Below are 12534 nucleotides of genomic sequence, written 5' to 3'. Positions count from 1 at the left end.
CCCCCTCTCCCCTAGGAGCCACCGATGCGACTGGTGACGTACACGACCGCCGGAACGACCGACACAGCAGACACCACCACCGCCACCGGCGCCGGCGCCGGCACCGCAGACCGCCTGGGAGCCCAGGTGGACGGCCTGGTCTACGACCTCGCGGCCCTCGCCGCGCACACGGGCGTAGAACTGCCCGGTGACCTGCTCTCGTTCGTCCGGGCCGGCGACGCCGCCCGCGAGACCGCCGCCCGTCTGCTGGACGGCGACCCGGCGGACCTGCCCGCCGGGGCCGTCCACCGGCTGGAGGACGTCACCCTGCGCGCCCCGCTGCGCCCCGGCAAGATCATCGGGGTGGGCCTGAACTACGTGGAGCACGTCGAGGAGTCCAGCCGGAGCCTGGACACCGACAAGGACCTGCCCCCGCGTCCGGTGCTCTTCAGCAAGCCGGCCACCGCCGTCACCGGACTGGGAGCGCCGATCCTGCACAACGCCGACCTGACCACCCAGCTGGACTGGGAGTGCGAGCTCGCCGTCGTCATCGGGACCACCGCCTTCCGGGTGACCGAGGAGGAGGCATACGGCCACATCTTCGGCTACAGCGTCGTCAACGACATCAGCGCCCGCGACCAGCGCCGCTCCGGCCAGTGGTTCTTCTCCAAGGGCCAGGACTCCTACGCCCCGTTCGGCCCGGCCGTGGTCACCGCCGACGAGGTCCCGGACCCGATGGACCTGGACCTCGAACTGCGCGTGAACGGGGTCACCAAGCAGAAGTCCAACACCCGCCACATGCTCTTCCCGATCGCCCGGCTCATCGCCGACATCAGCTCCGGCGTGACCCTGGAGCCCGGCGACGTCATCGCGACCGGCTCCCCCTCTGGCGTGGGCGCCGGCATGGTCCCGCCGGAGTTCCTCGTGCCCGGCGACACCGTCGAGGCCACCGTCGAGATCATCGGCACCCTCGCCAACCCCGTCGTCGACGCCCGCTGATCCCCCGCGGCTCCCGCTGCCCCCGATCCCCCGCCGGTCCCCACCAGACAACCGAGGAGTACCCGTGCCGCCCCGCACCTACCGCATCGGCCAGATCGTGCCGAGTTCCAACGTCACCATGGAGACCGAGGTCCCCGCGATCCTGCGCGCCCGCATGGAGATCGCGCCCGACGATCGGTTCACCTTCCACTCCAGCCGCATGCGCATGACGCACGTGACCCCGGAGCAGCTCAAGGCGATGGACGCCGACTCCGACCGCTGCGCCGTGGAACTCTCCGACGCCCGGGTCGACGTACTCGGATACGCCTGCCTGGTGGCCATCATGAGCATGGGCCTCGGCTACCACCGCGCCTCCGAGGAGCGCCTGCACACCCGTACCGTGGAGAACGGCGCCCCCGCGCCCGTGGTCACCAGCGCCGGGGCCCTGGTCCACGGCCTGCACACCATGGGCGCCAAGAAGGTGGCCCTGCTGGCCCCGTACATGCGCCCGCTGACGAAGACCGTCGTCGACTACCTCACCCACGAGGGCATCGAGGTCCTCGACTACCAGGCCCTGGAGATCCCGAACAACCTCGACGTGGCCGCCCACGACCCGGCGCGGCTGCCGGGCCTGGCCCGCGCCCTGGACTACGCGGACGCGGACGCGGTGGTCCTGTCGGCCTGCGTGCAGATGCCCTCGCTCGGCGCCATCGAGGAAGCCGAGCAGCTGCTGGGCAAGCCGGTCGTCTCCGCGGCCGTCTGCACCGCCCACCAGATGCTGCGCGCCCTCGACCTGCCCGCCGTGGCCCCCGGTGCCGGCCACCTCCTCTCGGGCGCGTACGCCGAGGCGCCCCTGGTTCAGGGGGCGCCGGGCGGGGAGTGACCGCGGGCGGCCCGGCCGCTTCGACGCTCGATAGGATCACCACCGCACTCCACGGGAAGGTGATCATGTCGGACAGCCCCCTCAGGCCCAGCTCGTTGATCAGTACGGTCTACGGGGCTTTCGTACGCGGAAGCGGTGGATGGATCTCCGTCGCCGACCTGATCACGCTCATGTCGGAGCTCGGCGTGGAGAGCCAGGCCGTGCGCTCCGCGATCTCCCGGCTCAAGAAGAAGGGCGTTCTCGAACCGGAACGCCGCGGAGCCACCGGGTACCGGCTCAGCCCGGCCGTCCATCCCGTCTTCGACGCCGGTGACCGGCGCATCTTCGCCAGCCTCGAACCGGCGGACCTGGCGGACGGCTGGGCCATGGCGGTCTTCTCCGTACCGGAGTCCGAGCGCTCCCACCGCTACCAGCTGCGCACCAGGCTGACCTGGCTCGGCTTCGGCAACATCGCCCCCGGCGTGTGGCTGGCGCCGGGCCGGCTCCTGGAGGACGCGCGCGACATGCTGGTCCGGCTCGGACTCAGCGAGTACGTCCACCTGTTCGCCGCCGCCGACTACGCGGCGTTCAGCGATCTGCCCGAGGCCGTGAGCTCCTGGTGGGACTTCCCCGCGATCCAGGCCCAGTACGCCACCTTCACCAGCGCGTACGCACCGGTCGCCGCGCGGCTGGCCGGGCAGGACGGCATCGACGCCGCCGAGGCCTTCCGCCACTACGTGCCGATGCTCACCGAGTGGCGCCGGCTGCCCTACCTCGACCCCGGCCTCCCCGCCGAACTGCTCCCCGCGGACTGGAACGCCGTGGGCGCCCGGCAGGTCTTCCAGCAGCTGCACGAGGTGCTCGCGGGTCCGGGCCTGCGGCACGTGCGGGACGTGACAGGTGCCGTCGGGAGCGGGGACGGGGGCGCGGCCGGGGACACGGCCGGGGACACGGCCGGGAGCACGGGCTCGACCCGGTGAACTGAGGCGGGAGCGAAACGGGGCCGGGGCGGGGCGGAGACCGGTCGGCCGGGGACGGTCACGCCCGACAAAAGTTGAGGATTGTTCACTTTCCATTGACAGCGCGGGTCCGGGGACCCGAAAGTGCCGTGAACAGCACGCCGCCGCCCCGACCGAAGCGAGTCCGCATGACAGCGCCCGTACCCCAGTTCCCGGCCGGCTTCCTGTGGGGAGTCTCCGCCTCCGCCTTCCAGATCGAGGGCTCCCCCACGGCCGACGGCAGGGGCCCCTCCTCCTGGGACGCCTTCACCAGGGAGCAGGGGCGCGTCAAGGACGGCTCGCACGCGGAGGTGGCCACCGACCACTACCGCCGCTACCGCGAGGACGTGGCGCTGATGGGCGGACTCGGGGTCGACGCCTACCGGTTCTCGGTCTCCTGGTCCCGGGTCGTGCCCGACGGCCGGGGTCCCGTCAACCGGGCGGGGCTGGACTTCTACGACCGGCTCGTCGACGAGCTCTGCGCCGCGGGCATCACCCCGGCGCCCACCCTCTTCCACTGGGACACCCCGCTCGCGCTGGAGGAGCGGGGCGGCTGGCTGGAGCGCGACACCGCCGAACGGTTCGCGGCGTACGCCTCGGTGGTCGCGGAACGGCTCGCCGACCGCGTGCCCATGTGGATCACCATCAACGAGCCCGCCGAGGTCACCCTCCTGGGATACGGCCTCGGCGAGCACGCCCCCGGCAAGGAGCTCGTGTTCGACGCCCTGCCCGCCGCCCACCACCAGCTCCTGGCCCACGGGTTGGGCGTACAGGCCCTGCGCGCGGCGGGTGCGCGACAGATCGGCATAGCCGCCTCGCACAGCCCCGTCTGGGCCGCCTCGGAGAGCGAAGAGGACCGCGCCGCCGCCGAGTTGTACGACACGCTCACCAACCGCCTCTTCGCCGACCCGATCCTGACCGGTGCCTACCCGGACGGGCTGGACGCGCTGCTGCCCGGACCGGTGGCGGAGGACCTCAAGACGATCTCGGCCCCGCTGGACTGGTACGGGGTCAACTACTACAACCCGATGCTCGTCGGCGCCCCGGCTCCGGCCGGCGACGGATCCGTGTTCGGCGGGATCGAGATCCCCTCCGGACTCCCCTTCGCCATCCGGGAGATCGAGGGGTACGAACGCACCGACTTCGACTGGCCGGTGGTCCCGGACGGACTGCGCGAACTCCTCGGCACCCTGCGCGAGCGCTACGGCGACCGGCTGCCGCCCCTGTACATCACGGAGAACGGCTGCTCGTACGGCGACGGGCCCGATCCGGGCACGGGCCGGATCGAGGACGCGCGCCGGATCGCCTACCACGAGGGCCACGTGCGCGCCCTGCACCGGGCGATGGCCGAAGGGGCCGACGTACGCGGCTACTTCATCTGGTCGATCCTCGACAACTTCGAGTGGGCGGAGGGCTACCGGCAGCGGTTCGGGCTCGTCCACGTCGACTACGAGACCCTCGCCCGGACGCCCAAGGAGTCGTACGCCTGGTACCGCGACCTGATCAAGAGCGGCAGATGACCGCCGGGCCGGAGACCGCGGACACCGCGGAGGCCGCCGCCGCGCCCGGAGGGCGGTGGGTGAGCGCGCTGTCCCTCGCCAACCTCGGGGTCTGGGTGGGCTGGTTCGGCCCGCTCCAACTGCTCCTGGCGCGCCAGGCCGAGCACCTCACCCCCGACCACAAGGCGGCCACCCTCGCCGTGGTGACGGGGGTGGGAGCGGCCGTCTCGATGGTCGCCAACCCCGTCTTCGGGGCACTGTCCGACCGTACGACGGCACGCGCGGGCCGCCGCATCCCCTGGGTGGTGGCCGGAGTCGCGGGCGGGGCGGCCGGTCTGGTGGTCCTTGCCCTGGCGCAGAGCGTCACGGTCGTGATCGCCGGCTGGTGCCTTGTCCAGCTCGCCCTCAACGCGGCCTTCGCCGCGCTGACCGCGGCCGTCCCCGACCAGGTGCCGGTCCGGCGGCGCGGTCTGGTCGGCGGCTGGCTGGGCGTCTCCCAGGTCCTGGGCATCCTGGTCGGCACGGCGCTGGCCACCGTCGCGGGCGGGATCGGCGGCGGCTACCTGGCCTGCGCGGTCTTCACGGTGGTGGCGGCCGTCCCGTACGTACTGATGCGGCGCGACTCGGTACTCGCCCCCGCCGACCGGCCGGCCTTCCGGTGGCGGACCTTCCTCGGCGGCTTCTGGATCGACCCGCGGCGCCATCCCGACTTCGGCTGGGCCTGGCTCACCCGGTTCCTGATGAACCTCTCGTACTCCATCAGCACGATGTACCTGCTCTACTACCTCACCGACGCCGTGCGCTACGAGGGCGACGCGGACACCGGCGTACTGGTCCTCACGGCGCTCAACGCGCTCACCATGCTCGGCACGGTGGTGATCGGCGGCATCCGGTCGGACCGCAGCGGCCGCCGGAAGTCCTACGTCATCCGGTCGGGGCTGGTCATCGCCGCGGCCACCCTGCTGCTCGCCGTCTGGCAGACGTGGACGGGTGCGGTCGTCGCCTCGCTCGTCCTCGGCCTCGGCTTCGGCGTGTACACCGCGGTGGACTTCGCCCTGCTCACCGACGTGCTGCCGACCGCGGAGGACCGGGGCAGGGACCTGGGCGTCATCAACATCGCCAACGCGCTGCCGCAGGTGCTGGCCCCGGTGATCGCGGCCCCGGTCGTCACCCACCTCGGCGGGTACACGGCCCTGTACGCGCTCGCGGGCGCCCTGGCCCTGGCGGGCTCCCTGCTGGTCCGCCGGATCCGCTCGGTCCCGTAACCGTCGCCCCACCCGCCCGGCGGCCACACCCGGTGCGACCGCCGGGACACCCTCCGGTGTCATCCCTCCCCGGCTTCCACCGTGAGAACCGGCACATTTATGCCCCTTTTCGCCACATTCGGCCCAAGCTGGTACCGGATGGATTCCAGAGCGACAGGGAGAGACATGCGACGCGCCCACGGCCGTACGGCCACCACGCGGATCGCCCTGATGTCGGCGGGCGCCGCCGCCGTACTCGGGCTGAGCGGGCTCTCCGCCGGTTCCGCGGCAGCCGAGGGCAGGCCCCCGGGCGACCGGGCCGCCGTGGCCGAGGCCGCCACCGGGCAGAAGATCCTCTCCTCCTTCACCGTCGCCTTCCCGTCCGCGCCCTACCGCACGCACAACATCGCGCGGGCCGTCGAGCTGATCAACGGCGCCGTGGTGCGGCCGGGCGAGATCTGGAGCTTCAACCGGGCGGTGGGCGAGCGGACCGTGGAGAACGGTTTCGTCGACGGGATCATGATCAACGACGGCCGCTACGTGAAATCGCCCGGCGGCGGCGTCTCCGCGGTCGCGACGACCATGTACAACGCCATGTTCTTCGCGGGCCTGAAGCCGGTGGAGCACGGGGCCCATTCCTTCTACATCGAGCGGTACCCCGAAGGCCGAGAGGCCACCGTCGCCTGGGGCACCCTCGACCTGCGCTGGCAGAACGACTCCGGCCACCCCGTCACCGTCCGGGCCTCGTCCACCGACACCTCGGTGACCGTCACCCTGCTCGGGACGAAGCAGTACGACGAGATACGCGCGGCCAAGAGCCCCCGCACCCACATCACGCCGCCGGAGCGGCGCACGGTCACCGGCCCCACCTGCGAGGCGCAGACCCCGCTGGAAGGGTTCGACGTCTCCGTGGACCGCGTCTTCGTCCGCGGCGGCCACGAGGTCGGCCGCGAGACGTTCCGTACGCACTACACCCCGCGCGACGAGATCATCTGCGCCCCGGAGTCCCCGACGCCCACCCCCGGCGCCACTTCACCGGCGACTCCCGGCGCATCGGCCGCTCCCGGGACGCCGAGTGCGCCCGGTGCACCGACCGCAGCCGGCGCCCAGGGCGCCCCGCAGAGCCCGGTCGCCGCCACCTCCGCCGCGCCCCTCCCCCGCCTCGGCTGAGGCGGCCCCGCCGTCAGCGCAGGTCGAGCCGCATCAGCACGCGGGGATGACCGGCCAGCACCGAGGTCGTGTCCGCGGCGTGGGTGAACCCGGCGCGTTCGAAGTTCTTCCGGATCCCGGCGTACGCCATCGTCAGGTCGACCTTGGCATCACCGTTGTCGAGGGGATAGGCCTCGACCACCGGCGCCCCGTGGGAGCGGGCGAACTCGACCGCGCCGGCGATCAGTGCGTGCGAGATCCCCTTCTTGCGGTGACCGGGGCGGACCCGGACGCACCACAGCGACCAGACCGGCAGGTCGTCGACGCGCGGGATCGTGCGGCTGCGCGCGAAGGAGGTGTCCGAGCGCGGGGCCACGGCGGCCCAGCCGACCGGCTCGTCGCCGTCGTAGGCGAGCACCCCCGGAGGGACCTCGCCACGGCACAGCCCGGCGACGTACTCCCCGCGGGCCGGCCCGCGGAGCTCGTTGTTGAGCTTGGACGGGATCCGGTAGCTCAGGCACCAGCAGACGTTGGCCTCGGGCGACTTCGGGCCGACCAGGGTGCGGACGTCCTCGAAGACCGAAGCCGGGCGAACCGTGATCGTCGTCATGGCACCACGATGTCATGGCGTGCGGGACGGCACCGCTCGGCCCCCGCAACCGCTCAGGGCGTGATCAGGATCTTTCCGCGCGCCTCGCCCCGGTGGAGCCGGTCGATGGCTTCGGGGGCCTCGGCGAGCCGGCAGGTGCTCTGGACGGCGGGGGTCAGGGTCCCGTCCTCGACGTGCCGTTTCAGGACCTCGAGGTCGCTCCGGCGCTCGGCGGACATGAAGCCCTTGAGGCCGTGGCGCACGAACGGGTTCAGCAACGCGGCCCGCAGGACCCGGTCGATTCCGCCGAGCCAGCGGCCGCCGCCCTCGCCGCCGATGACGACGAGCGTTCCGCGCGGGGTCAGCGCGCGCCTGAGGTGGGACAGGGTGCGGTTGCCGGCGGTGTCGAGGACGAGGTCGTAGTGACGGACGCCGTCGGCGAACTCCTCACGCGTGTAGTCGACGACCTCGTCCGCGCCGAGCGAGCGCACCAGCTCCGTCTTCGTGGTGCTGCAGACCCCGGTGACGTGGGCGCCGTACGCCTTGGCCAGTTGCACCGCGAAGGTGCCGACCCCGCCCGCGGCGCCGATGACCAGGACCCGCTGCCCGGGTTGTACGCGTCCCGCGTCGCGCAGCGCCTGGAGCGCGGTGAGCCCCGAGATCGGCAGTGCGGCGGCCTCTTCGAGGGGGAGGCCGGCGGGCTTGTGCGCGAGCTTGTCCGCCCGGGCCGTCGCGTACTCGGCGAAGGAGCCCTCGCAGATGCCGAACACCTCGTCCCCCGCCCGGAAGGCGCTCACGCCCTCGCCGACGGCCTCGACCCGGCCGGAGACCTCCCGGCCGCGGACCGCCACCTTGGGCGCGCGCAGTCCGTACCCCATGAGCCGGAGCAGGTACGGCCGGCCGCTCATGAGGTGCCAGACCCCGGCGTCCACGGCGGCGGCCCGGACGGCTATGAGCACCTCGCCCCTGCCCGGCTTCGGCGTCTCGACGTCCCTGAGCTCCAGTACTTCGCTGGAGCCGTACGTGTCCTGCACGATCGCCTTCACGGCGCCGTCCCTTCCTCGTCGGAGTACTGGAATACCTGTTCGAGCGGTACGGCGAAGACGCGGGCGATCCGGAACGCCGTCTCGAGCGAGGGCGAGTAGCGGCCCTTCTCGATGGCGATGACGGTCTGGCGGGTCACGCCGATGCGTTCCGCCAGGTCCGCCTGGGTCATCTCCGCGTGTTCGAAGCGCAGGGTCCTGATCCGGTTCGTGATGCCGGTCGGCTTCACCACGACTGGAACCCCTCGCGGTAGGCGGCGAGCTTCACCATGGAGCCGAGCACCGCCGAGAGGACGAAGCCCAGGTAGATGGCGTTGGAGATCCAGAAGCGGTCCGCCCCGGCCATCGACAGGATCAGCGCGGTGATGGCGCCGATGGCGAGGAAGGACTGCCCCGCGAGCTCGCCCACGCGGCCGATCTCCTTGTCCCGCTGGTCCTTGACGACGGCCTCGCCGGGCGAGAGCGCCGACGCCACGATGTTGAGGAGGATCGAGGCCACGACGGCTCCCCCGACGGTCCACAGCAGCGGTGCGACGTACGGGACCTCCGCGAGGGCGACGCCGTCGCCGGCCCGGCCCAGCACGAGGGCCAGGTAGACCGCGTACCCGGCGATCGCCACCACCCCCACGATCCACGCGCGCTTCTCTTCGAAGGCCATGCCCGCTCCCATGTAAAAGAACTTTGACATGGCGAATGTAAAACCATCCATACCTCGTGTCAATGATTTCTTACATGCCCGACGGGCCGGGATCGGGGGGCGGGACGCGGCCCGATACTGATCTTCATGAACGACAAGGCCACCGCCCTCGCCCTGGAACGGATAGCCGGACACGTCCGCCGGTTCGACGTCCACTTCGCGCAGTACTTCGACACCCTCGGGGAGCGGATCGACCTGCCGCTGCCCAGCCGGTTCGCGCCGCGCTGCCTGGAGCTGTTGCGGGAGCTGTCGACGCGCGGCGGGAAGCGCCTGCGGGTGGCCCTGCTCCACGAGGCGGCCCGGCTGGTCACCACCGAGGAGCCGCCGGGCCTGGCGGAGGCCGCGCTCAGCCTCGAACTGCTGCAGACCCACGGGCTCGTCCACGACGACATCATCGACGACGCGCCCGTGCGGCGCGGCGGACCGTCGACGTACTACGCCTACCGCCGGGACCTGCCGGACGACCTTCCCGGCGCCCTCGGTCTCGCCGTGCTCGCGGGGGACCTCGCCGCGTTCCTGTCGATGCAGGTGCTGCTGGAGGCCGAGGTTCCCCCGGAGCTGCGCCACGCCCTGCTGGCCGTCCAGACGCGGACGGCGGCCGAGACCGTGGTCGGGCAGATCGCGGACCTGGAGCGGGACACCCTCACCGGTCCCGACGAGGAGTTCCTGCACGCCGTCACCGAGTTCAAGAGCGCGCGGTACTCGATCCTGGCCCCGTTGACCATGGGCCTGCTGGCCGCGGGCGAGGACCCCGCGCCGCACCGCGAGCGGCTGCACCGGTACGCCCGCCTGGTGGGGATCGCCGAGCAGATGTACGACGACTACGTGGACCTGTTCCACGAGGCCGACCGGGCCGGCAAGTCGACCGGCGCCGACATCCGTTCCGGGCGCCGTACGTACGCCGTCAACGCGGTCCTGGCCTGCGCGGGCGGGGCCGACGCGGCGCTGGTCGAGGCCGCGCTCGGCGACCCCCGCTGCACGGACGCCACGATCGCCCGGATCCAGCGGATCGCGCGCGAGGGCGGCGCGGACCGGCTGCTGCGCGACGGGATCCGCCGGTACGCCGAGGCCGCGTCCGCCGAGGCCGCGTTCTGGGCCCCGTACTGGCGGGCCGAGGCCGTGGACTTCTTCCGGGTGCTGCCGCTGTGGCACATCGACCGGCTGGACCGTACGGACGGGGCGGAACGGACGGACTAGCCGGGCGGGCCGGGCGGAGCGGACGGGCCGGCGGTCCGCCCCGACCGGTTCGCGGCTACCAGCCGAAGCGGCGGTCGACCTCGCGCTCGAACTCCTCGAAGGTCAGTACGTCGTCGCCGTCCGCGTTGGCCCGGTCGAAGAGGGCCGAGGAGGCGTCCGCGTCGCCCAGGCCCCAGAACGGCAGGTCGCCGGCGGCGGCGAGGGTGGGACCCTTCGCCCGCAGGGCCGAGATCACCTCGGCGCGCGTCAGGACGCCGTCGCTGTTCAGATCGAGTGCGTCGAAGAGCTTGCGGGCCTTCTCGCTCATGACGTGGTCCTTTCCTCGGGGGTCGGCCGGAGGCGGAGGTCCGCCGGACCGACAGCCTATGACCCGCCGTCCCGGAGGCGGGCGGCGGGACGGCGTGGTGTCATACACACGGAAGAGGCAGGCCGCGCGCGGCGGCACGGACCCGGGCGGACCCATGGGCACACCTCAGGCAGGGGCTGACTCACCGGCACGGGCGCAGCCTCCGGGCGGCCGGCACGCCGACTGGCTGGAGCTCTTCTTCGACCTGGTCTTCGTGGCCCTGGCCGCCCAGTTGTCGCACCAGCTCCACGGCGACCCCGGGCCGCGCGACTTCGCGGTGTTCCTGGCCCTGTACTTCCCGCCCTGGTGGCTGTGGATCAACATCACGGTGTCGGCGAACCTGTTCGTCGACACCGGGCCCCGGCGCCGACTCCTCATGCTCAGCGCCATGTTGTGCCTCGCCGTCATGGCCGCCGCCGTTCCGGAGGCCGACACGGACCGCGGGGCCGTGTACGCCCTGGGCTACGCGGGCACCCGTCTGGTGCTGCTCGGGCTGTGGTGGCCGTCCACCCGGACGCCCGGCCCGGGGCGCGTTCCGCGCTGGCGTCCGCTGACCTACTGCCTGGCGTCGGGCCTGCTGTGGATCGCTTCCGCCGCGGTGCCCGCGCCCTGGCGGTACGTCATGTGGGCCGTCCTGATCGCCGGCGAGATGATCCTGCTGCTGACCTCGCGCGGCAGCGGGGTCCCGCACCGGCTCGACACCAGCCATCTCGTGGAGCGGGTCGGACTGTTCGTCATCATCGTGCTCGGCGAGTCCGTGATCGCGCTGGTGACCTCCGCGGACCACGCGTGGACCGTGCGGGCCGGGGTCGTCGGCGTCCTCGGCTTCGTCCTCCTCGCCGCGCTGTGGTGGTCGTACTTCGACTTCGGCGCGACCTCGGCGGAGCTGGTGTTCGAGGCCGCGGACGACCGGGAGTCCTACCTCCTCGCCCGTGAAGTCGGGGGCTTCCTGCACTTCTTCGTGACCGCGAGCGTGCTGGCCATGGCCGGCGGACTGGCCACGGCGGTCGAGGAGGCCGGCCACGCCCACCTGTCCGCCGGAGCCGTCTGGGCCCTGGCCGGCGGGCTGGCCGCCTACCACGCCGCCCACGCCTGCATCGCCCTGCGCTACGGCCGTTCCCCGGCCTCGGTCGCCGTCTGGGCGGTGCCCGGCATCGCGGTCCCGCTGCTCGTCCTGTGGGCCGCGGGCCACCTGGCCCCCTGGCTGGTCGTCCTGCTCCTCGCCGCCGAGGCGATCCTCCACCTGCTCTACGCCCGCGAACTCCTCCGCCGCCGTACCGCCGCGACCGCCTGACCCGGGTCCGGCCCGCCAGTCCCCGGTTCAGCCCGTGCTCGCGCGGGTCTTGCGCTCCTCCCCCGGGCGGTCCGGGCGGTCCTGGTCCGGTTCCGGGAGGCGGGGCGGGAGGGTGCGGTCCGGGCGGTAGGCGGCGGATACGAGGACCAGTACGGCCGTCACCGCCAGCGAGGCGAGGCCGCCGCCCCAGAGGACGACCCGTACGCCCCAGTGCTCGGCGATCCAGCCGCAGATCAGGGCGCCGACCGGGGTGGAGCCCTGGAAGATGAGGAAGTACAGCGCCATCACCCGGCCGCGGTAGCGCGGGTCGCTGCCGAGCTGGATCCGGTGGTTGGCGGCCTGGGCGAAGTAGGCGGCCGCGAATCCGGTGGCCGCCAGCAGGGTCAGGGCGGCGGCGTAGCCGGTGACCAGGCCGGCGGCGGTCTCCACGGCGGCGAAGGCGCCGGCCGAGACGAGGACGAGGCGGTGCGAGGGCCTGCCGCTGCGGGCGGCGGTCACGAAGGCGGCCGCCAGCGAACCGGCGGCCAGGGCGGTGGTCAGTATGCCGAACGAGGCCGAGCCGGTGTGGAACACCGTCTTGGCCAGCAGCGGCAGGACCAGCTGGAAGTTGAAGCCCAGCAGGCCCACGCAGGCGACGAGGACCAGCGGCAGGACGAGGT

Annotated in this window: 13 protein-coding genes and 1 pseudogene; 8 read left to right on the top strand and 6 right to left on the bottom strand. The window is 72.7% G+C overall.

Annotated elements, in window-relative coordinates:
• The first annotated feature begins 24 nt into the window (after nucleotides 1–24).
• From ACWGDE_RS28185 to ACWGDE_RS28160, 6 genes and pseudogenes are all read left to right on the top strand, one after another.
• Entirely contained in the window at nucleotides 25–978 is a 954-nt protein-coding gene (locus tag ACWGDE_RS28185) for a fumarylacetoacetate hydrolase family protein (protein WP_453391841.1), read from the top strand.
• 118 nt (nucleotides 979–1096) lie between these two features.
• On the top strand, nucleotides 1097–1840 hold the full coding sequence (locus ACWGDE_RS28180; RefSeq protein ID WP_453391842.1) for a maleate cis-trans isomerase family protein: 744 nt from the start codon (nucleotides 1097–1099) through the stop codon (nucleotides 1838–1840).
• A 65-nt stretch (nucleotides 1841–1905) separates the two neighbouring features.
• Entirely contained in the window at nucleotides 1906–2799 is an 894-nt protein-coding gene (locus tag ACWGDE_RS28175) for a PaaX family transcriptional regulator (protein ID WP_453391840.1), read from the top strand.
• 167 nt (nucleotides 2800–2966) lie between these two features.
• Nucleotides 2967–4337 carry a GH1 family beta-glucosidase gene (locus tag ACWGDE_RS28170; protein WP_453391839.1) on the top strand — a complete coding sequence of 457 codons (1371 nt, stop codon included), beginning with the start codon at nucleotides 2967–2969 and terminating at the stop codon, nucleotides 4335–4337.
• Nucleotides 4334–5581, top strand: coding sequence for an MFS transporter (locus ACWGDE_RS28165; RefSeq protein ID WP_453391838.1), 1248 nt, complete (start codon nucleotides 4334–4336; stop codon nucleotides 5579–5581). Before ACWGDE_RS28170 ends, ACWGDE_RS28165 begins: the two co-directional genes overlap by 4 nt.
• 333 nt (nucleotides 5582–5914) lie before the next feature.
• Nucleotides 5915–6730 (top strand): annotated as a pseudogene (locus ACWGDE_RS28160) (VanW family protein); the annotation flags it as partial.
• Nucleotides 6731–6743: 13 nt separating this feature from the next.
• On the opposite strand, the gene ACWGDE_RS28155 reads toward ACWGDE_RS28160, so the two are convergent.
• From ACWGDE_RS28155 to ACWGDE_RS28140, 4 genes are read right to left on the bottom strand one after another with little or no spacing between them, the layout of a single operon-like run.
• Nucleotides 6744–7319, bottom strand: coding sequence for a GNAT family N-acetyltransferase (locus ACWGDE_RS28155; protein WP_453391837.1), 576 nt, complete (start codon nucleotides 7317–7319; stop codon nucleotides 6744–6746).
• 53 nt (nucleotides 7320–7372) lie between these two features.
• Entirely contained in the window at nucleotides 7373–8344 is a 972-nt protein-coding gene (locus ACWGDE_RS28150; RefSeq protein WP_453391836.1) for an NAD(P)-dependent alcohol dehydrogenase, read from the bottom strand.
• Nucleotides 8341–8574, bottom strand: coding sequence for a helix-turn-helix transcriptional regulator (locus ACWGDE_RS28145; RefSeq protein WP_453391835.1), 234 nt, complete (start codon nucleotides 8572–8574; stop codon nucleotides 8341–8343). The genes ACWGDE_RS28150 and ACWGDE_RS28145 overlap by 4 nt, the downstream gene beginning before the upstream one ends.
• Nucleotides 8568–9029, bottom strand: a complete 462-nt coding sequence (locus ACWGDE_RS28140; protein WP_453391834.1) for a hypothetical protein — start codon at nucleotides 9027–9029, stop codon at nucleotides 8568–8570. The genes ACWGDE_RS28145 and ACWGDE_RS28140 overlap by 7 nt, the downstream gene beginning before the upstream one ends.
• 96 nt (nucleotides 9030–9125) lie before the next feature.
• Here ACWGDE_RS28140 and ACWGDE_RS28135 point away from each other — a divergent pair, with 96 nt between their 5' ends.
• Complete coding sequence (locus tag ACWGDE_RS28135) at nucleotides 9126–10235, top strand: polyprenyl synthetase family protein (protein ID WP_453391833.1); 1110 nt, start codon at nucleotides 9126–9128, stop codon at nucleotides 10233–10235.
• Between the two features lie 55 nt (nucleotides 10236–10290).
• On the opposite strand, the gene ACWGDE_RS28130 is transcribed toward ACWGDE_RS28135, so the two are convergent.
• Nucleotides 10291–10542 carry an EF-hand domain-containing protein gene (locus ACWGDE_RS28130; protein ID WP_453391832.1) on the bottom strand — a complete coding sequence of 84 codons (252 nt, stop codon included), beginning with the start codon at nucleotides 10540–10542 and terminating at the stop codon, nucleotides 10291–10293.
• A 154-nt stretch (nucleotides 10543–10696) separates the two neighbouring features.
• Here ACWGDE_RS28130 and ACWGDE_RS28125 point away from each other — a divergent pair, with 154 nt between their 5' ends.
• Nucleotides 10697–11875 carry a low temperature requirement protein A gene (locus tag ACWGDE_RS28125; protein WP_453391831.1) on the top strand — a complete coding sequence of 393 codons (1179 nt, stop codon included), beginning with the start codon at nucleotides 10697–10699 and terminating at the stop codon, nucleotides 11873–11875.
• Nucleotides 11876–11902: 27 nt separating this feature from the next.
• Here ACWGDE_RS28125 and ACWGDE_RS28120 read toward each other — a convergent pair.
• On the bottom strand, nucleotides 11903–12534 hold a 632-nt coding region (locus ACWGDE_RS28120), incomplete at its 5' end, for an MFS transporter (RefSeq protein ID WP_453391830.1).

The sequence above is a fragment of the Streptomyces sp. NPDC054956 genome (genome assembly GCF_053609185.1).
This window is presented reverse-complemented; position numbering and strand designations above follow the sequence as displayed.

Coding starts and splice junctions, on each gene's coding strand:
- ACWGDE_RS28155 (WP_453391837.1), bottom strand. CDS start 7,319: ATGACGACGATCACGGTTCGCCCGGCTTCGGTCTTCGAGGACGTCCGC.
- ACWGDE_RS28135 (WP_453391833.1), top strand. CDS start 9,126: ATGAACGACAAGGCCACCGCCCTCGCCCTGGAACGGATAGCCGGACAC.
- ACWGDE_RS28185 (WP_453391841.1), top strand. CDS start 25: ATGCGACTGGTGACGTACACGACCGCCGGAACGACCGACACAGCAGAC.
- ACWGDE_RS28170 (WP_453391839.1), top strand. CDS start 2,967: ATGACAGCGCCCGTACCCCAGTTCCCGGCCGGCTTCCTGTGGGGAGTC.
- ACWGDE_RS28130 (WP_453391832.1), bottom strand. CDS start 10,542: ATGAGCGAGAAGGCCCGCAAGCTCTTCGACGCACTCGATCTGAACAGC.
- ACWGDE_RS28175 (WP_453391840.1), top strand. CDS start 1,906: ATGTCGGACAGCCCCCTCAGGCCCAGCTCGTTGATCAGTACGGTCTAC.
- ACWGDE_RS28180 (WP_453391842.1), top strand. CDS start 1,097: ATGGAGACCGAGGTCCCCGCGATCCTGCGCGCCCGCATGGAGATCGCG.
- ACWGDE_RS28125 (WP_453391831.1), top strand. CDS start 10,697: ATGGGCACACCTCAGGCAGGGGCTGACTCACCGGCACGGGCGCAGCCT.
- ACWGDE_RS28140 (WP_453391834.1), bottom strand. CDS start 9,029: ATGTCAAAGTTCTTTTACATGGGAGCGGGCATGGCCTTCGAAGAGAAG.
- ACWGDE_RS28165 (WP_453391838.1), top strand. CDS start 4,334: ATGACCGCCGGGCCGGAGACCGCGGACACCGCGGAGGCCGCCGCCGCG.